The following is a 19261-nucleotide window of genomic DNA, read 5'->3' as shown; positions in this document are numbered from 1 at the left end:
CTTCGGCACTTCGGACCGCCTCCGACCCGCGGGTCCATGACGGCCCCGCGGGTGCCCCAGCCCTAACAAGGAGGCAGCGTTGAGCAGGCAAAGCTTGAGCAAGGCTCACAAGAAGATCAGCGAGTTGTCGTGGGAACCGACCTTCGCCACGCCGGCAACCCGATTTGGCACCGATTACAACTTCACCAAATCCCCCAAGAAGGATCCGCTGAAGCAGATCCTGCGCTCCTACTTCCCGATGGAGGAGGAGAAGGACAACCGCGTGTACGGCGCCATGGACGGCGCGATCCGCGGCAACATGTTCCGCCAGGTGCAGGAGCGCTGGATGGAGTGGCAGAAGCTCTTCCTGTCCATCATTCCGTTCCCGGAGATCTCGGCAGCCCGGGCCATGCCCATGGCCATTGACGCCGTTCCGAATCCGGACCTGCACAACGGGCTGGCCGTCCAGATGATCGACGAGGTCCGCCACTCCACGATCCAGATGAACCTGAAAAAGCTGTACATGAACCACTACATCGACCCGGCAGGGTTCGACATCAGCGAGAAGGCCTTCGCCAACAACTACGCCGGCACCATCGGCCGCCAGTTCGGCGAGGGCTTCATCACCGGTGATGCCATCACCGCGGCCAACATCTACCTGACGGTGGTGGCCGAAACAGCGTTCACCAACACCTTGTTCGTCGCCATGCCTGCGGAGGCCGCAGCCAACGGCGACTACCTGCTGCCGACGGTCTTCCACTCGGTCCAGTCCGACGAGTCACGGCACATCTCCAACGGCTACTCCATCCTGCTGATGGCCCTGGCCGATGAGGACAACCGGGTGCTGCTCGAACGCGACCTGCGGTACGCCTGGTGGAACAACCACTGCGTCGTCGACGCCGCGATCGGCACGTTCATTGAGTACGGCACCAAGGACCGCCGGAAGGACCGGGACAGCTACGCCGAAATGTGGCGGCGCTGGATCTACGACGACTATTACCGCAGCTATCTGCTGCCGCTGGAAAAGTACGGCCTGAAAATCCCGCATGACCTGGTCGAAGAGGCCTGGAACCGCATCGTCAACAAGGGATACGTCCACGAGGTGGCGCAGTTCTTCGCCACCGGCTGGCCGGTGAACTACTGGCGGATCGATCCGATGACTGACCAGGACTTCGAGTGGTTCGAGGAGAAGTATCCCGGCTGGTACAGCAAGTACGGCAAATGGTGGGAAAACTACAACCGGCTGCGCTATCCGGGCGGGCACAAGGCCATCGCCTTCGAAGACGTCGACTACCAGTACCCGCACCGGTGCTGGACGTGCATGGTGCCGTGCCTGATCCGCGAGGACATGGTGACGGAAAAGGTCGACGGACAGTGGCGGACCTACTGTTCCGAAACCTGCGCCTGGACCGACATCAAGGCCTTCCGGCCCGAGTACGAGGGCAGGCCGACGCCGAACATGGGCCGGCTCACCGGAGACCGGGAATGGGAGACCCTCAACCACAACGAGGAGGTTTCCCACATCATCAAGAAGCTCGGCTACGTGCGCGACGACGGCAAGACCCTCATCGCGCAACCGCACCTCGACCTTGATGATCCCAAGAAGCTGTGGACACTCGACGACTTCAAGGGCATCCCCTTCCCCAGCCCCAACGTGACCTTGAACGAAATGTCCGACTCGGAGCGGGAGGCCCACATTGCGGCCTACAAGGCAGGCGGACCGGGAGGCCGCTTCGCGGCCACGGGGTAAGAACCCCCTTGATCACCCGGAAGCGGCGTTATTGCACGCGCCTGGCGCCGCTTCCGGGCCAGCCGGCCGGCCAAGGCCACCGCCACCGTCCGCATTGGCCGGAGAAAGACACTTGCTAGGAGAAAGAATGGGCAGGAACCACAAAGTCCGCTTCGAACCGGTTGAACTTGAGATCGACGTCGACGAGGACGAAACCGTCCTGGATGCGGCGTTCCGGCAGGGGGTTTCCCTGATGCACGGTTGCCGGGAAGGCCAATGCTCCGCCTGCAAGTCCTTCCTGCTCGACGGCGATGTCCAGATGGACCGGTATTCCACTTTCGCGCTGGCCGAGTCGGAAAGCGAGGAAGGGTACGTCCTGCTCTGCAAGACGCATGTTTACAGTGACTGCGAAGTTGAACTGATCAATTTTGACGAGGACGAGCTGCGCAACGCGGTTCCCCTGCAGAATCTGACCACCTCCGTCACGGCGATCACTGCGCTGACGGCTGACATCGTGTCGCTGAAGCTGCTGCCGGCCGGATCCGCGCGGTTCCAGTTCAAACCGGGCCAGTACGCGGACCTGGTGATCCCCGGCACGCCGGAGCACCGCTCCTTCTCCATGGCAATGACTCCCGACGACGGTCCGGAGCTCGAATTCATCATTAAGAGGTATCCGGGCGGAAGGTTCTCCGCCCTGCTGGAGTCCGAGCTGAAGGTCGGCGACAAACTCGACCTGGCCGGCCCCTATGGATCCTTCACCATCAGGGACAAATCGGAGCGCCCCATCGTCTGCGTGGGCCGCGGCGCCGGGCTGGCGCCGATCCTGTCCCTGCTGCGCCATTTGGCGAAGACGCAGAATCCACGGCCGGTGCATTTCTACTTTGGCGCCCGCGCCGCCGCGGATCTTTTTTATCTGGCCGAGATCAGCGAGCTGGGCAGCCGGCTCGCTGACTTCACGTTCATTCCCTGCCTCTCCGACGGCGGCGCGGCGGACGGGACCAACCTGGGGATGGCGGTCGAAGTCGGCCGGGTCACCGACGTCCTCGAACGCCGCGAAGCTGACCTGACCGGGACCGACCTGTACCTGTGCGGGCCGACTCCCATGGTCGACGCCGCCATGGCCTTCCTGGACAGCCAAAATGTCCCGCGCGAGCAGGTCTTCTTCGACAAATTCACAACCACGGTTCCGCAAGACTGAGGAAAGCGAGCATCACCATGAGCACACCCACAGCGGCCAAGCCCGAAAATCCGGAGCGCAGCTTTCCCAAGCCGCAATTCACTGACGCCGAAGCCGGCGCGCTGGAATTCCCGAGCTCCACCAGCCGGTCGTACAGCTATTTCACTCCCGAAAAGCTGCGGGCCACCATGTATGAAGACGTCACTCTCGACGTGCAGCCTGATCCGGAACGACATCTTTATCAGGGCTGGATCTACGGATTCCGTGACGGCCCCGGGGGTTATCCCAAGGAATGGACCGCGCTGAAATCCAGTGACTGGCACCAGTTCCGGGATCCGAACGGCGAGTGGGAACAGACCATTTTCCGCAACAATGCCAATGTGGTCCGCCAGGTGCAGCAGAACCTGGCCAACGCCCAGCTGGCCAAGGCCTATGACAGCTGGACGCCGGCCTGGACCCGGTTCGTGGAACGGAACCTCGGTGCGTGGATGCACGCAGAGCACGGTCTGGGCCTGCATGTGTTCACCGCCGTCCAGCGCTCGGGCCCCACCAACATGATCAACACCGCCGTGGCCGTCAACAGTGCTCACAAGCTGCGTTTCGCCCAGGACCTGGCGCTGTACAACCTTGACCTGAGCGAGGTGGTCGAGGGGTTCAACGGCGACGTGCACCGGGAGGTGTGGCAGACCGATCCGGTCTGGCAGGGTGTCCGGGAAAACGTCGAGCTCCTGACCGCCGCCAGCGACTGGGCCGAGGCAGTCTTCGCCACCAACGTGGTTTACGAGCAGCTCGTCGGCGTGCTGTTCCGGAGCCACCTGGTCATGCAGATCGCTGCCCGCAACGGTGACTACGTCACCCCCAGCCTGGTGGGCTCCGGGGAACACGACTACAGCCGCGACCAGGCCTACACCAGGGCGCTGTTCGCCATGCTGGTGCGCGATGAAGCGCACGGTGAAGCCAACAAAGCGAAGCTGTCCGAGTGGCTGGCGGTCTGGGTGCCCCGAAGCCTGAAGGCGGCACAGGACCTTCAGCCCATCTGGTCCCAGCCGCTGGAACGCGTGATGCCGTTCGCTGAATCGTTCGAGGCGGCAAAGGACGGCCTCCGCACCCTGTTGTTGAAGGACCTCGGAATCGACGTACCGAAGGAGCTGAACTGATGAACGAAATGGTATTTGGATCTGTCGCCGGATCCTCGAACATGTGCGGTGTCACCCTCATGAACAACCAGAACGGATATGTCGTTGCCGAGGTCATGGGCCGCAAGCCCGGGGTGAAGCTGGTGGAATTTCCCTCCATGATCCGGGTCGACAGCACCGAGACCCTGACGTTCGATTTCGCCGAGATCGGAGAAGAGCTCGGCCAGGATTTCGACCAGACGGATTTCGAGGAAATCATGTCCACGCACTACGGGCGCATGGTGCATTTCGATGACCGCACCATGCTCTTCGCCAACCCCGAAGAGGCAGCCGAGTACATCGGCTTTGACCTGATGCCGGTCCAGCCGTGAAAGCCGTGCAGCTGGGGCTCTACAACTCCAAGCCGGAGCTGGTGGAGGTGCCGCGGCCCACGGTCGACGGGCCGATGGACGTGATTGTCAGAGTGGGCGGCGCGGGCGTGTGCCGGACTGACCTTCACATCATCGAGGGCCAGTGGGAGGAAAAATCCGGTGTGCAGCTGCCGTACACCATCGGCCACGAGAACGCGGGCTGGGTCGAGGAGGTGGGCAGCGCCGTCACGAACATCGCCCCCGGAGACCCGGTCATCCTGCATCCGCTGGCGACCTGCGGCTTGTGCCGGGCCTGCCGGGCCGGGGACGACGTGCACTGCGCCAACTCCAAATTCCCGGGCATCGATTCCGACGGCGGCTACGCCGAGTATCTCAAGACGACGGCCCGTTCCGTGGTCAAACTCGATCCGTCCCTCCAGCCGGCGGACGTGGCAGCCCTCGCCGACGCGGGCCTCACCGCGTACCACGCGGTGGCCAAGGCAGCCCGGATCCTGAGGCCCGGCCATCGGGCGGTCATCATCGGAGCCGGCGGGCTCGGCCACATCGGCATTCAAGTCCTGGCGGCTTTGTCCGCAGCGGAAATGATCGTCGTGGACCGTTCCCCGGAGGCCCTGGAGCTGGCCAAGGATCTGGGTGCCCGGCACACCGTGGTGGCCGACGGCGGGCAGGTCGACGCCGTGCTGGCTCTGACCGGCGGAGAAGGCGCCGAGGTGGTGCTGGACTTCGTCGGGGAGGGCGGTGCCATCGAGGATGGCATCGCGATGCTCCGCCAGGCGGGGAGCTATTTCGTGATCGGCTACGGCGGCCGGTTGGAGGTGCCCACGATCGACATCATTTCCAGCGAAATCAACTTCATTGGCAACCTGGTCGGCTCCTACAACGACCTCGTGGAACTGATGTCCCTGGCGGCGGACGGAAAGGTCACCCTGCACACCTCCACTTATCCGCTGACGGAATTCGACACGGCGCTGACTGACCTGGACCAGGGGAGGGTCCGCGGCAGGGCCATCCTGGTCCCGTAAGCCCACAGCGCCAACCCGCCCATTCATCCGCAGCCGCGACAGCGGCCCAACCAAGGTACCGAGCAACGGGAAGTCATCGAACTACAGAAGGTGCGTGCTACATGGCAAAAGACCTGAAATTCAATGCGGAAGCCCGTCGGCTGCTGGAGGAGGGCGTCAATGCCCTTGCCGACGCGGTCAAGGTAACGCTGGGCCCCAAGGGGCGCAACGCGATGCTGGAAAAACTGACGGGCCCTCCCACCATCACCAACGACGGCGTGACCATCGCCAAGGAAATCCAGCTGCGCAACCCGTTCTCGAACATGGGCGCGCAGCTGGTCAAGGAGGTGGCCACCAAGACCAACGGCGTCGCCGGGGACGGCACCACCACCGCCACCGTGCTCGCGCAGGCCCTGGTCCGCGAGGGCCTGGCCGCAGTGAACGACGGCGCCAACCCGATGCAGATCAAGCGCGGCATCGAGACGTCGGTGGCCGCCGTCGTCGAGCTCCTCGGTGCGCGCAGCCGCAAGGTGGCGGGGGAGGAGGACCTGCGCCAGGTTGCCACCATCTCGGCCAACAACGACCCGGAGATCGGCAACGTCCTGGCCAGCGCCATGGCTCAGGTCGGGATCTCCGGGGTGGTGACCGTGGAGGAGTGGCCGCAGTTCGGGCTCGGGCTGAGCTTTGTGGACGGCGTCGAGTTTGACCACGGCTACATCTCCCCGTATTTCGTCACGGACAAGAACCGCATGGAGGCCGTACTGGACGACGCCTACGTCCTGCTGACCAATCAGAAGATCACCACGGTCCAAACCCTGATGCCGGTGCTGGAGCAGGTCCAGCGCTCCAACAAGCCGCTGCTGATTCTCTGCGAAAACATGGACGGACCGGCGCTGAGCATGCTGGTGACCAACAACGTCCATGACACGTTCCGGTCCGCTGTCGTGCGGGCACCCGGCTTCGGTCACCGCCGGGTCGCTGAGCTGGAGGACCTTGCGGCCGTCATGGGCGGCACCGTGGTCAGCACCGATTCCGGCGTGAAGCTGGAAAACGTGCGGATTGAGCACCTTGGCCGGGCGCGGCGGATCACCGTGACCGAGCATTCCACCACGATAGTCGGCGGGGCGGGGGCCGAGGAGGAGGTAACCGCCCGCATCCAGCAGATTGAACGGGAGCTGGCCCGGGCGGAAAACGATCACGACCAGGACAATTTCCAGCTGCGGATCGCGCGGCTCTCCGGCAGCGTGGCCGTGATCCGGGTCGGTGCCGCGACGGACGTCGAACTGAAGGAAAAGCAGCACCGGGTCGAAGACTCACTCTCCGCCACCCGGGCGGCGGTGGAGGAAGGCATCGTGGCCGGGGGCGGCACCGCGCTGGTGCAGGCGCAGCCCGCGTTGGCCGGGCTCAACCTGGCCGGGGACGCCGGAATCGGCAGGGACATTGTGCACAGCGCCCTGGAGGAACCCCTGCGGTGGATCGCCATCAACGCCGGGTACGACGGTGAAGAGGCGGTGAAGACGGTGCAGGAATCGAGCGTAGGCACCGGCTTCAACGCCATGACCGGCGAATACGGGGACATGTTTGCAGCCGGCGTGATTGACCCGCTCAAGGTCACCCGTTCGGCCCTGCAGAGCGCCGCGTCCATTGCCGCGCTGCTGCTGACCACGGAGACCCTCGTGGTGGAGGAGGTCCTGAACCATCCGGGGGAGATCTACGCCCCGGGATTCGGCGACCTGGCCGAAGGCATGGTCCGCCCCAGCAACATCTACTAGGTTGCACGGCATCTGTTCCCAGATTTTCAACGCATTTGACTCATTTGATCGAAGGAGATCCGATGAAACTTCCAGCCAAGTATCCATCCCTCAACGCCACGCAGCTGTCCGAGGAGGCCCAGTCCACGCTCATCCGGATCCTCCGGGTAGCGTTCCCGCATCCCGGGTTCCCGGACGGGCCGTACGCCCGGACGGCTGCGAAAATCGCTGCCGAAGCCGCCGCCTCCACCTGGTTCCGCATTGAGCTCGTCCAGGGGCTGGCCACCCTAAACGCCGCCGCTGACGAGCACCGCTTCATCGACCTCTCCGATGAGGAGGCGATGAGCGTCCTGCGCCGCATCGAAGACTCGGTGTTTTTCGGATTCATCCGGCGGACCACGGTGCTGAACTTCTACGATGATCCCGAAGTCTGGGAAGCGCTGGGCTACGAGGGATCGTCCTTTGACCAGGGCGGCTATCTGCATCGGGGATTCAACGACCTGGACTGGCTCCCGGAGCCCCGGATCGACGAGTCGGAGGAACAGGTGCCGGACCAGGGCCCCCTGCCCTACCGTGTGGCCGCGGTGCCGGTCGCGTCAGCCCGTCCCGCGGCGGCCGGCCAAGCGGCCGGCGGCGGTGCCGTTCCGGCTGCCGCCGCAGCGGCGGGTCCGGATGAACTGTCAGGTGTTGGACCCAGTTCGGGCTTCGCCCGGCGTGAAGCAAGGGGCGAATAGTGGCCAAGATCGAGTTTGACGACAAATCTGCAGTGGTGGTTATCGGCACCGGCGCGGGCGGGGGCACGGTCCTGTATGAGCTGACGAAGTCCGGGGTGCCGGTGGTGGCGTTGGAGGCCGGCGGCCACATCCTCAACGAGGACTACGTCAACAATGAATGGGAGGCCTTCAACCAGATGGCCTGGCTGGATCCCCGGACCACCAGCGGCAGCTGGCGGGTGGCCCGCGACTTCCCAAACCTTCCGGCCTGGATCGTCAAGGCAGTGGGCGGCAGCACCACGCACTGGTCCGGCGCCACACCGCGGTTCAAGGCTCACGAGTTCACGGCACGCTCCACCTACGGCCGGATCGAGGGGGCCAACCTCGAAGACTGGCCGATATCCCTGGCGGATCTTGAGCCGTACTATGACGCGGCCGAGAAAAAGATGGGCAGCACGCACCGCCATGGGCGGCCGGCCCTTCCGGCCAACAACAACTACAAGGTCTTTGCCAACGGCGCCGAGAAGATCGGGTACCGGCATTACGCCACCGGCCCCTACGCCACCAATGCCGAACCCTACGACGGCCGGCCCGCCAGCATCCAGGACGGCTTCAACTTCCAGGGAGACAAAAACAAGTCCAAGTGGTCCACCCTGGTGAGCGAGATCCCCAAGGCGGAAAAAACCGGGCTGCTGGACCTGCGGCCGAACTCGCAGGCCGTGCAGATCACCGTGGATGCGTTCGGAAAGGCGGACGGGGTCATCTACATCGACGCCGACGGCCAGGTGCAGCGCCAGCTGGCCCGGGCCGTGTGCGTGGCCGGCAACGCCATCGAAACGCCGCGGCTGCTGCTCATGTCCGCCGATTCCAGGCATCCGGACGGCCTCAGCAACTATTCCGGCCAGGTCGGGCGCAACTACATGCGCCACACCACCGGATCCGTCTACGCACGCTTCGACCAGCCGGTCCGGATGTACCGCGGAGAGACCATGGCCGGGATCATCGCGGATGAATCACGGCATGACACCGGCCGGGGTTTCTCCGGCGGCTACTACATGGAAACGCTCTCCCTCGGGCCGGCCTTCCTCGCCAGCTTCGTGGATCCGGGTACCTGGGGACCGACGTTTGCCCATGTGATGGCGGAGTACCTGAACACCGCCGGAATGTGGATTGTTGGGGAGGACATGCCGCAGGAATCCAACCGGATCACACTGAACAGTGCGGTCACGGATCCGCTCGGGCTGCCGGTCCCCAACGTGCATTTCGACGACCATCCCAATGACGTGGCCATGCGGGAACACGCCTACCAGCAGGCGGACCTGCTGTACTCGGCCGTCGGCTCGGATGACACCACGCACACCCCGCCGTACCCCTCGACCCACAACCTCGGCACGGCCCGAATGAGCTCACGCCCCGAGGACGGCGTGGTCAATGCCTTCGGGCAGTCCCATGAAATCAGCAATCTCTTTGTCTCGGACGGTTCCGTGTTCACCACCGGCGCGGCGGCCAATCCGACCCTGACGATCGTTGCCCTGGCGACACGGCAGGCGGAATACATCGTCGACCAAATGCACCAGCAATTCATTTAGGAGCAATCATGGCAGCAACAATGACCGAACCGCGTGATCCCTTTGCCGATCTCCCGGGGGTTGCGGAATTCTCCGTGACGTCCGCCGATGTCGACGACGGCGGAGAATGGCCGGTTCCTCAGCGCAGCGGCATCCTCGGCGCCGGAGGCGCTGATGTCTCGCCCCAATTGTCGTGGAGCGGAGCCCCGGAGGGCACCAAGAGCTACGCCGTCACGGTCTACGACCCCAAAGCGCCGACGGGATCCGGGTTTTGGCACTGGGCCGTGGCCGACATCCCCGCCGCGGTTAACGAGTTGGAGACCGGTGCCGGCTCGCCAACGGGAGCCGGCCTGCCCGACGGCGCCTGGCAACTGGCCAACGATCTCTCCCTCAAGCAGTTCCTGGGTGCCGCTCCTCCTCCCGGAAACGGACTGCACACGTACTACATAGCGGTTCATGCACTGGATGTGGAATCGCTCGGACTCCCCGAGAACGCCACCCCGGCCTTCTTGGCGTTCAACCTGTACGGCCACACGCTCGGCAGGGGAGTGCTCACCGCCACCTTCGAGCAGTAGGTGAGCCCAGACAGAAGCAACGACGGTCTGAGGAGCATCGGGAGTACCGGCCCGCGCGGCCGGTCCCCACCGGGAACGGGAGTCCGGCCGCGTCGCGGCAGCCGGGCTCCCGTCCGTGTTTCCCACTGTTTCCTCATCAATGAGAGCTGCTCAAGCTTCGCTGCTGTGCGTCCGCTGACCTGTCCTCCACTGCGGCGCCTGCGGCCGCCTCTGCGCGCTTTTATCCACAACTGATCCGAGGACGGCACTGGCCCGTGCGGTTACGTGGGAGAACAGAGGCGCAGGGAACGGAGCAAGCAGTCGGGATAGGGGAAACAAATGGATCCGGTCTACGGGGACAATCCGCCGGGTATGTCGGAAGCAGAAGCCGGAGCCGAATATGTGCAGGCCGCGATTGAGGAGCTGGAGTCGCTGGAACGGGACCTTCCACAGCTGCAGAGGATGGAATGGCGCTCCGAAGCTGCCGACGAGTTCGCGGAATTTCTGCACGGGTGCGTGAGCCGCATGGCCACAACCGTGCGCGATTTTGAAGCCGCTGCGGAAGTGCTCGTCCGGTATGCGGGCGAACTGCGGCTGCTGAACGCGGGGGACAGCTAAATGAAGGCCCCGGCGCTCGCATCGACCGAGGATCCCGGCGGTCCCATAGTCAAGGGCGGGTCCAGGGGACTTGCCGTGGAATACCGCGAGCTCGAAGCAACCGGAGGAAAGCTGGAGGACACCTCCGAACGGCTGCAGGACCTGCGGTTCCGCGGCACGGATCTCTGCTTTCGATTGCGCGGGCTCAGCGCGTTGCCTGAGGCGGCAGCCCGAGCTGCAGATGCGGTGGATGCAGCAGTTCAAGGTCTCCTCCGGGGCATCGAGGAACTGGAGGATGCGGCGCGGCGCCTTCGGAAAGCTGGCGAGAACTATCTCGAGGTTGAAGGACGGGTGGAAAAGGAGCTCAAAGCCCTTCAGCGCGGCGTCCCCGCCCTGGGGCTGGCGTTGTACCTATGGGGCCACAACGGCTGGGGATACCCGGATCGGATAGTCAGCGAACTGATGCTTCCGGACACGGAGGGCGCCGCCGAAAAGCTGGAGTCCAGGCTCAGCCGCCACGGGTTCCTCGGACCGATCGCCGTCAGCAAACAGGCCGGAAACCACGGGAAGGTCCGGCTGGGCGGCACCGCCCGGAGTCTCCTGGAACGCGTCCGCCTCCTGGAGGAGGAGGACGCCGGCGTCATCGAAATTCTCACGGTTGTCCGCGGCGGTCAGCGGCTGCAGATCGTCACGCTGCCCGGAACGCAGGACGATCCAGCACTGGGTATATCGAATCCGTTCGATAGTCTCGGGAACGTCGAAGGCATGGGCGGGGACAGCCGGTATGTGGCCGAAGCCGTTGCCCAAGCCCTGCGGCAGTCCGGAGCATCACCCGGGGATTCAGTCATTCTGACGGGCTACAGCGAGGGCGGAATTCATGCGGTCAACATCGCTGCGCGACTGGCGCAGGACGGAGAGTTCACCATGGAAATGGTTTTGACTGCGGCCGCGCCGCGCGGGGGCCGGGACCTTCCCGAGGGCGTCAGGGCGTTGCATTTGGAGCATGCCGAGGATTGGGCCACCGGCGCCGACGGGGCATCAAACCCCGATACGCGAGATCGCATCACCGTCACGGGCACTGCACCGGTGCCTGAGGGAGGCGACGGCGGCCTGGGTCCGGCGCATCAGCTTGATGTTTACCTGGACCTTGCCGCACAGGCGGACGCCAGCGGTGATCCGTCGCTGAAGGAGTCCCTGGCGCACCTGGCCGAGGTCATCGCGCCCGGAACCATTGCCACGCGGGGCCTGTTCAAGCTCTCCAGGAAACCGGCTTCTCAATCTCCTGCGCAGCGGCCGCCCCGGCAGGGCACGGTCCCGGCGCTGCCTCCGCCCCGGCAGGGAACTGTCCCGCCGCTGCCGAAACCGGTGTCGCCGCTGCCGATGCCGGTGGGTCCAGCCGCGCCGCCGGGATTCTGGTTACCGGCGGGTCCCGGTCAGTGAGCCCGCCACCAGGGACACCACGCTGACAATGATCGAGGCCAGGATGCCCGTCCAGAAGAAGGAGTCCACTGCCAGTTCCACCGGCGTATAGCTGCTCAGCCAGGAGGTGAGCATGAGCATCCCCGCATTGATGACGATCGTGAAGAGGCCCAGGGTCAGGATGGTCAGCGGCAGCGACAGCAGCTTGACGACCGGACGGATCAGGGCATTGACGAGGCCGAAGAGCAACCCGATGAAAAGGTAGGCGAGCACCAGATCGACAGTGGGATCGCCGGTCAGGGCGCCGCCGGTTTCGATGACCGCGATGCCGGGCAGCAGCAGGCCTGCCACCCACACTGCCAGGGCGTTGATGAGGATCCGAATCAGAAAGCGCATGCCTACATGCTGGCACACCGTCCGCCGCGTTTGCCGTTCTGGCCGGCCGCGGTCCTGTGTGGCGTCGTGGTGTCATACGCCGCGGCCGTGCCTCTGCCGGGAAGCGGACGCTATTAGGGTTGAGGGATGACGACTACCGAGAATGACACCAACGCAGCTGACGTTCCGGCCCCGGAGATCCGTCCCCGCAGCGTAATGGGTGCATTGCCCCGCTACACGGCCGGAAAGCCGCCCGCCGTCATCGACGGACTGGAAAGTTACAAGCTCTCCTCCAACGAAAACCCCTTTCCTCCGCTTCCGGTGGTCCTGGAGGCGATCAGCGGCCGGCAGGACATTAACCGCTACCCGGATCCGCTCTCCACCGCTCTGCGCACCGAGCTGGCCTCTTTCCTGGACGTCCCGGCTGATGACATCGTCACCGGCGGCGGAAGCCTTGGCGCACTGAACCAGCTGCTGGCCTCCTTCGCCGGCCAAGACGAAAACGGCGTGCAGGACCAGGTCATCTACCCGTGGCGTTCCTTTGAGGCGTATCCCATCAGCGTGGGGCTGTCCGGTGCCGAGAGCGTCCAAGTGCCGCTCCGGGAGGACGGCACGCATGATCTCGAGGCGATGGCCGCCGCCGTCACTCCGCGGACCCGCGTGGTCCTGCTTTGCACTCCCAACAACCCCACCGGTCCGGCACTGACCGCCCGCCAGGTGGAGGATTTCCTGTCCAAGGTGCCTTCCGACGTGATTGTCGTGATCGATGAAGCCTACGAAGACTTTGTCCGCGACCCCGAGGCGGTGAACGGCATTGACATGTACCGCCGGCACCCCAACGTGGTGGTGCTGCGGACCTTCTCGAAGGGGGCGGGACTGGCCGGACTTCGGGTCGGGTACTCTGTCTCACACCCGCCGATCACGCAATACCTGCGGGTGGCTGCCGTGCCGTTTGCCGTCTCCCAGCTCGCCGAAACCGCAGCAGTCACGTCGCTGCGGCACCACGGGGAACTTGTGGAAAGAATACAAGAACTGGTGAAAGAGCGGGCACGCGTGGTCAACGGGCTCAGGGCGCTCGGGTGGCGGATTCCGGACGCGCAGGGAAACTTTGTCTGGCTGGCACTCGGCGACAATACCCCCGAGTTTGCAGCGTTGGCGGAGCAGAGGGCCATCGCCGTCCGGGCTTTCGGCACCGAAGGGGTTCGGGTCACCGTCGGTGAGGAGGAAGCCAATACGCGATTCTTGGATCTCTGTGCGACCTATACAAAGGGACCACGCGTTTCCTAGCGTGTCCTAAGTGCGGTCCGGGCCTGTGCGCTCGTTAGGCTGAGGGAAGTAAGTTCCGCATATATGCTCCCCGGGGTGATCTATTCCCCGGCGGGCATATATCTAGCACGGGTCGGCCAGGTGGCTGTCCCGGCGAGGAGTAAGCATGGACCTCAAACACTCGCCTGCCCGAACGGCAGCCGGTGATGGCTCCCGCCTGCCCGGCGGCGCCGGCGGCGCCGTGGGCACCGGCTCGAGCGCCGGCGGCGCCCCAATAACCAGCCGTGGCCAGAGCGGCACCGCCGCCCCGGGCACCGCTGCACCGACCGCCGCCGGCCCTGCCGACGGCACCGGCATGGTGCAGCTGCTGACCCCCGAAGGGGAGTGGCTGGACGACAGCAGCTACGGCGCCTATGCCGCCGAGCTGGGCGCTGAGGAGCTGCGCGGGCTGTATCGGGACATGTTCACGATTCGCCGCTTTGACCAGGAAGCCACGGCGCTCCAGCGGCAGGGCGAACTCGTGATGTGGGTGCCCATGACCGGGCAGGAAGGTGCGCAGATCGGATCGGGCCGCGCTCTGCAGCCCCAGGACTATGTGTTCCCGACCTACCGCGAGCACGGCGTCGCGCTGACCCGCGGCCTGGAACTGTCCCACCTGCTGCGCCGTTTCCGCGGTATTTCGCACGGCGGCTGGAACCCCAGCGAGGCCAATTTCCACCTCTACACCCTGGTCCTGGCCGCACAGGTGCCGCACGCCGTCGGCTACGCGATGGGAATGGCCCGGGACCAGGCAGCGGAACCGCAGCTCCCCGAGGCAGCCACAGTGGCCTACTTCGGTGACGGCGCCAGCTCCGAGGGCGATGTCCATGAGGCCATGGTCTTCGCCGCCTCGTATGACGCCCCTGTCGTCTTCTTCTGCCAGAACAACCACTGGGCCATCTCGGTGCCCACTGAAGTGCAGTCCAGGATTCCGCTCGCCAACCGCGCCAAGGGCTACGGTTTCCCCGGCATCCGCGTGGACGGCAACGACGTCGTCGCTGTCCACGCGGTGACCCGCTGGGCGCTGGAACACGCCCGCTCCGGAAAGGGGCCGGTGCTGATCGAGGCCTTCACCTACCGGATGAGCGCCCACACGACCGCCGATGACCCCACCAAGTACCGTCTCAGCGCCGATGAGGAAGCCTGGGTTTCGCGCGATCCGCTGACCAGGCTGGAGAAACACCTGCGCGCGGCGGGCCTTGCCGATGATGCCTTCTTCGACACGCTGGCCAAGGACGGACAGGCGATGGCCGACAAGCTCCGCGAGGACGTCCTGGCCATGCAGGCACCCGGATTCGAAGACGCCTTCACCGATGTGTATGCCGAAGCGCACCCGCTGATCCAGGAGGAACTGGACTTCCACCGCCGGTACGAGGCCGGCTTCGCCGACTCCCAGGAGCCCACCGCATGAGCACCATGACCATGGCCAAGGCCATCAACGCCGGGCTGCGCGCCGGTCTCGCGGCCAACCCAAAGTCCCTGCTCATGGGCGAAGACATTGGCGACCTCGGAGGCGTGTACCGCGTCACCGAAGGGCTGAAGGCGGATTTCGGCGCCAGCAGGGTCATGGACACGCCGTTGGCGGAATCGGGCATCATCGGCACCGCCATCGGACTCGCGCTGCGCGGCTACCGACCGGTCTGTGAAATCCAGTTCGACGGGTTCGTCTTCCCGGGGTTCAACCAGATCACCACCCAGTTGGCCAAGATGCACTCGCGCAGCGAAGGCGCCCTCAGTGCCCCGGTGGTCATCCGCATTCCCTACGGCGGCGGAATCGGTTCCATTGAACACCACTCCGAATCCCCCGAAGCACTGTTTGCGCACACTGCGGGACTGCGCATCCTGACGCCGTCGAACCCGCAGGACGCCTACTGGATGATTCAGCAGGCCATGACGTGCCAGGATCCGGTGATCGTTTTCGAACCGAAGCGGCGCTACTGGCTCAAGGGCGACGTGGACACCGAACAGCCCACCGGAGACCCCTTCGCTGCCCATGTGCTGCGGAAGGGAACCGACGCCACAATCGTGACCTACGGACCGCTGGTGCCGGTGGCCCTGGCCGCCGCGAAGGCCGCCGAGGAAGACGGGCGGAGCGTCGAAGTGGTGGACCTGCGCTCGATTTCCCCCATCGACTTCGACACCGTAACGGAGTCGGTCCGCAAGACCGGCCGGCTGATTGTGACCCACGAGGCCCCCACCTTCGGCGGCATCGGCGGCGAGATTGCAGCCCGCGTCACCGAGCGCGCGTTCCTGTCGCTGGAGGCGCCGGTCATCCGCGTCGGCGGGTTCCACATGCCCTATCCCGTGGCCAAGGTCGAAGAGCACTACCTGCCGGACATCGACAAACTGATGGATGCCCTGGACCGCTCCTTCGCCTTTTAGCCCGTTCCCCGCGCTGACGGATCGGGCAGCCGGCCGGAAGGCCCATCCATGAAGCTTGCCGCACACGAAGATTGAGAAGCCATGACTGAGAGAACGTTCCACCTTCCCGACGTTGGAGAAGGCCTGACCGAGGCTGACATTGTCGAGTGGAAGGTCAAGGCCGGAGACACGGTTGCCGTCAACGATGTGATCGTTGAGATTGAAACCGCCAAGTCGCTGGTGGAGCTGCCCTCGCCCTACGCCGGCACGGTCTCGGCACTGTTGGTGCAGGAAGGCCAGACCGTCGACGTCGGATCGCCGATCATCAGCGTCACTGCCGGTTCCCCGGCGGACGACGGCGGCCAACAGCCGGGTGCTCCGATGACTCCGGCGCCCGTTCCGGCGGCAGCGCACGACGACGAGCAGCCCAGCGCCTCGCTCACCGGCACCGGTCCCAAGGCCGACGCCGTGAAGCGCCGGCCGCGGGTCAGCCGGCCTGCCGCCACCCCCGCTGAGCCTGCCGCGGCCACTGCAAACCCGGCCGAGGCCACGCCCTCCGCTCCCTTGAGTGAAACCGCCGGCGTGCCCGCGCCGCCCTCCTCGCAGCCGGCAGGCCAAGATCCCCGCCCGCAGAGCGTCGCCTCTGCCGGCGCCGCCGTGCAGGATACCCTCAGCCGCCTGATCCAGCGGGTGCTGGCGAAGCCGCCGGTGCGCAAGGCGGCGAAGGACCTGGGCATCAACCTCGCCGACGTCCCGGCAACCGGTGCCAGCGGCGAAGTGACCAAGCAGGACCTGATCAGCTATCAGGCACAGCGTGATTCCGAGCAGGACTCGGCCGACACCTTCTGGGCCGGGGCCCAGCAGCCACGGGATCAGCGGATTGAGCGCGTTCCGGTGAAGGGGGTGCGTCGGGCCACCGCCAAGGCGATGGTCGAAAGCGCGTTTACCGCTCCGCACGTGAGTATTTTCGTGGACGTGGATGCCTCCCGCACCATGGAATTCGTGAAGCGGCTGAAAGCCTCGCGCGATTTCGAAGGAATCAAGGTTTCCCCGCTGCTGATCCTGGCCAAGGCGGTCATCTGGGCGGCGGCCCGCAACCCCTCGGTCAACGCGACCTGGGGGGGCGAGGAGATCCTGGTCAAGCACTTCATGAACCTCGGCATCGCTGCAGCCACGCCGCGCGGCTTGATGGTGCCGAACATCAAGGATGCCCAGGACCTGTCCCTGAAGGAACTGGCAGTGGCGCTCAACGCCCTGGCGACCACCGCACGCGCCGGCAAGACGCCGCCTGCCGACATGCGGGGCGGCACCCTGACCATCACCAACATCGGCGCGCTCGGCATTGACACCGGAACGCCGATCATCAACCCCGGGGAAGTCGCGATCGTGGCCTTTGGCACGATCAAGCAAAAGCCCTGGGTGCTCGACGGCGAAGTCATCCCGCGCTGGATAACCACGCTGGGCGGCTCGTTCGACCACCGCGTGGTGGACGGTGATCTTTCGGCACGGTTCATGGCCGACGTCGCCTCGATCCTCGAGGAACCGGCGCTGCTGCTGGACTAATCCGGGCGGGCTGCCGGGGATGCGCTTGGCCGGGCAGCGGCAGCGGACTGGCCGGTTTGGCCGCTGCCGCGGGTCGCCGGGAGCTGCGGTCCCGCGTCCGGGCGGATACGATCAGGGGACCATGACAAATCCTCGCAGCCCCCAGGGCCAAGGCGGCGCCCCGCACATCGACTGGAAACGCACGGTCATGCTGCTCGCTGTGGCGTTTATCGTCTCCAGCCTGCTCATCATCCTGTTTCCGGGCCTGGGCACGATTTGGCGCTTGTTGATCATCATTGCCCTGTTCGCCGTCGTCTTTCCCTTCCTGGAGCGGCGCCGGCGGAACCGCTAACCGGCAGCGGCATCCAGCGCCCGGCGCAGCACCGGGGCCAGCCGCCGCACTCCTTCACGGATGTCCTCCTCGGACACGGCGCTGAACGCCAGGCGCAGCTTGTTGGAGGGCTCATCCGACGGGGTGAAGGCAGCGCCCGGAATGAAGACCACGCCGGCGTCGATGGCCTCGTACAGCAGGGGATAGGTGTCCACGCCCTCCGGAAGGCTGAGCCACACGAAGAACCCGCCGTCGGGCACCGTCCAGTTCACGCCGTCGGGCAGGTGCTCTGACAGTGCCGAAAGCATGGCGGCGCAGCGAGCCGCATACAGTACCCGCGAGTTCCGGATGTGCTGCATCCAGTCATAGTCCCGCAGGTAAGCGGAGACCAGCATTTGGGTCAGCGGCGACGGGCAGAGGACCACGGCTTCGCAGGCCAGGTAAAAGCGGCGGTGCAGGTGTTTGGGAACCAGTGCCCAACCCACGCGCACGCCGGGCGCAAAGATCTTCGAGAACGAGCCCAAATACAGGACGTCGTGCGGATTTCCGGCGCGCAGCGGCGTCAGCGGCCGGCCGTCAAAGCGCAGCATGCCGTACGGATTGTCTTCGAGGATGAGGATGTTCGCGTCGGCGCAGATGTCGACGATCCGCTGCCGGCGGCCGGCCGCCAGGGTGACGCCGCTGGGGTTGTTGAAGCTGGGAATCGTGTACAGCATCTTGATGGACTTGCCCTGCCCGCGCAGCGCGGCGATCTTCTGCTCCAAGGCCTCGGGAACCAGGCCCTCGCTGTCCGTCGGCACGGCGTGCACATCCACCTCATAGGCTTCGAATGCGTTGAGGGCGCCCACATAGGTGGGGTCCTCGCAGAGCACCACGTCGCCGGGGTTGCAAAAGACCTTCGCGGCGACATCCTGTGCTGACTGTGATCCGGTGGTGATGACGACGTCGTCGGGATCGGCGTCGGGGATCCCTTCGGCCGCCATCACCTCACAGGCCTGGCGCCGCAGTTCGGCCATGCCCTGCCCGGCTCCGTACTGCAGCGATTCCAGGCCGTGGTCGGCAATGATGCTGCGTGCCGACTCGCCCAGCTCCTTGAGGGGCAGGGAGCGCAGGTAGGGGCTGCCGCCTGCCAGGGACACCAGCCCGGGCCGGATGGAGATGTCGAAAACATCGCGCACGGCCGACTGCTTGATGTGGAACGCCCGGTCCGAGAACAGCGCTTCATGGCGGTGGGTCGACGCGACAGCCCGCTCCAGGGCAGTCTGAGTCTCCGCGTTAAGGGCAGTGGCGGAGGTCTCCTCGAAAGTCATCCCCATATCCTAGCCGCTTCAGTTCACGCGGAGACAACATTC

At 65.3% G+C, this 19261-nt stretch carries 18 protein-coding genes; 16 read left to right on the top strand and 2 right to left on the bottom strand.

Annotated features, from left to right (window positions below; translation table 11 throughout):
* The first annotated feature begins 79 nt into the window (after positions 1 to 79).
* From QNN99_RS10370 to QNN99_RS10320, 11 genes are all read left to right on the top strand, one after another.
* Positions 80 to 1729 (top strand): ferritin family protein, encoded by a 1650-nt coding sequence (locus tag QNN99_RS10370; protein WP_229966374.1) that lies wholly within the window; start codon positions 80 to 82, stop codon positions 1727 to 1729.
* A 127-nt stretch (positions 1730 to 1856) separates the two neighbouring features.
* On the top strand, positions 1857 to 2906 hold the full coding sequence (locus tag QNN99_RS10365) for a 2Fe-2S iron-sulfur cluster-binding protein (protein ID WP_229966373.1): 1050 nt from the start codon (positions 1857 to 1859) through the stop codon (positions 2904 to 2906).
* Positions 2907 to 2923: 17 nt separating this feature from the next.
* Positions 2924 to 4042 (top strand): aromatic/alkene monooxygenase hydroxylase subunit beta, encoded by a 1119-nt coding sequence (locus tag QNN99_RS10360; protein WP_229966372.1) that lies wholly within the window; start codon positions 2924 to 2926, stop codon positions 4040 to 4042.
* Positions 4042 to 4392 (top strand): propane 2-monooxygenase effector subunit MimD, encoded by a 351-nt coding sequence (mimD, locus tag QNN99_RS10355; protein ID WP_229966371.1) that lies wholly within the window; start codon positions 4042 to 4044, stop codon positions 4390 to 4392. Before QNN99_RS10360 ends, mimD begins: the two co-directional genes overlap by 1 nt.
* Positions 4389 to 5414 (top strand): NAD(P)-dependent alcohol dehydrogenase, encoded by a 1026-nt coding sequence (locus tag QNN99_RS10350; protein WP_229966370.1) that lies wholly within the window; start codon positions 4389 to 4391, stop codon positions 5412 to 5414. The genes mimD and QNN99_RS10350 overlap by 4 nt, the downstream gene beginning before the upstream one ends.
* 101 nt (positions 5415 to 5515) lie before the next feature.
* Positions 5516 to 7165, top strand: coding sequence for a chaperonin GroEL (gene groL, locus QNN99_RS10345; protein WP_229966369.1), 1650 nt, complete (start codon positions 5516 to 5518; stop codon positions 7163 to 7165).
* A 62-nt stretch (positions 7166 to 7227) separates the two neighbouring features.
* The gene (locus QNN99_RS10340) at positions 7228 to 7878 is read left to right on the top strand and encodes a gluconate 2-dehydrogenase subunit 3 family protein (RefSeq protein WP_229966368.1); all 651 of its coding nucleotides are present in this window, start codon (positions 7228 to 7230) and stop codon (positions 7876 to 7878) included.
* The gene (locus QNN99_RS10335) at positions 7878 to 9446 is read left to right on the top strand and encodes a GMC family oxidoreductase (RefSeq protein ID WP_229966367.1); all 1569 of its coding nucleotides are present in this window, start codon (positions 7878 to 7880) and stop codon (positions 9444 to 9446) included. Before QNN99_RS10340 ends, QNN99_RS10335 begins: the two co-directional genes overlap by 1 nt.
* 8 nt (positions 9447 to 9454) lie before the next feature.
* Positions 9455 to 10000: a YbhB/YbcL family Raf kinase inhibitor-like protein gene (locus QNN99_RS10330; protein ID WP_229966366.1), complete on the top strand. Its 546-nt coding sequence runs from the start codon at positions 9455 to 9457 to the stop codon at positions 9998 to 10000.
* A 318-nt stretch (positions 10001 to 10318) separates the two neighbouring features.
* The gene (locus QNN99_RS10325; RefSeq protein ID WP_229966365.1) at positions 10319 to 10597 is read left to right on the top strand and encodes a hypothetical protein; all 279 of its coding nucleotides are present in this window, start codon (positions 10319 to 10321) and stop codon (positions 10595 to 10597) included.
* The gene (locus QNN99_RS10320) at positions 10598 to 12016 is read left to right on the top strand and encodes an alpha/beta hydrolase (RefSeq protein WP_229966364.1); all 1419 of its coding nucleotides are present in this window, start codon (positions 10598 to 10600) and stop codon (positions 12014 to 12016) included.
* Here QNN99_RS10320 and QNN99_RS10315 read toward each other — a convergent pair.
* Complete coding sequence (locus QNN99_RS10315; RefSeq protein WP_229966363.1) at positions 11993 to 12391, bottom strand: phage holin family protein; 399 nt, start codon at positions 12389 to 12391, stop codon at positions 11993 to 11995. The genes QNN99_RS10320 and QNN99_RS10315 overlap by 24 nt on opposite strands.
* A 126-nt stretch (positions 12392 to 12517) precedes the next feature.
* Here QNN99_RS10315 and QNN99_RS10310 point away from each other — a divergent pair, with 126 nt between their 5' ends.
* The 5 genes from QNN99_RS10310 to QNN99_RS10290 all read left to right on the top strand — a co-directional run bounded on the left by QNN99_RS10310 (position 12518) and on the right by QNN99_RS10290 (position 17930).
* Complete coding sequence (locus tag QNN99_RS10310) at positions 12518 to 13657, top strand: histidinol-phosphate transaminase (RefSeq protein WP_229966362.1); 1140 nt, start codon at positions 12518 to 12520, stop codon at positions 13655 to 13657.
* A gap of 145 nt (positions 13658 to 13802) precedes the next feature.
* Positions 13803 to 15086 carry a pyruvate dehydrogenase (acetyl-transferring) E1 component subunit alpha gene (gene pdhA / locus QNN99_RS10305; protein WP_442860511.1) on the top strand — a complete coding sequence of 428 codons (1284 nt, stop codon included), beginning with the start codon at positions 13803 to 13805 and terminating at the stop codon, positions 15084 to 15086.
* The gene (locus QNN99_RS10300; protein ID WP_229966361.1) at positions 15083 to 16057 is read left to right on the top strand and encodes an alpha-ketoacid dehydrogenase subunit beta; all 975 of its coding nucleotides are present in this window, start codon (positions 15083 to 15085) and stop codon (positions 16055 to 16057) included. Before pdhA ends, QNN99_RS10300 begins: the two co-directional genes overlap by 4 nt.
* A gap of 81 nt (positions 16058 to 16138) precedes the next feature.
* The gene (locus tag QNN99_RS10295; RefSeq protein WP_229966360.1) at positions 16139 to 17599 is read left to right on the top strand and encodes a dihydrolipoamide acetyltransferase family protein; all 1461 of its coding nucleotides are present in this window, start codon (positions 16139 to 16141) and stop codon (positions 17597 to 17599) included.
* A 121-nt stretch (positions 17600 to 17720) separates the two neighbouring features.
* A complete protein-coding gene (locus QNN99_RS10290) occupies positions 17721 to 17930 on the top strand; it encodes a hypothetical protein (RefSeq protein ID WP_229966359.1) in 210 nt (69 codons plus the stop codon).
* Here QNN99_RS10290 and QNN99_RS10285 read toward each other — a convergent pair.
* Positions 17927 to 19219, bottom strand: a complete 1293-nt coding sequence (locus QNN99_RS10285) for an aminotransferase-like domain-containing protein (protein WP_229966358.1) — start codon at positions 19217 to 19219, stop codon at positions 17927 to 17929. The genes QNN99_RS10290 and QNN99_RS10285 overlap by 4 nt on opposite strands.
* Positions 19220 to 19261 lie beyond the last annotated feature (42 nt).

Origin of the sequence: Arthrobacter sp. zg.Y820 (genome assembly GCF_030125555.1) — a bacterium.
Taxonomy (GTDB): domain Bacteria; phylum Actinomycetota; class Actinomycetes; order Actinomycetales; family Micrococcaceae; genus Arthrobacter_B.
This window is presented reverse-complemented; position numbering and strand designations above follow the sequence as displayed.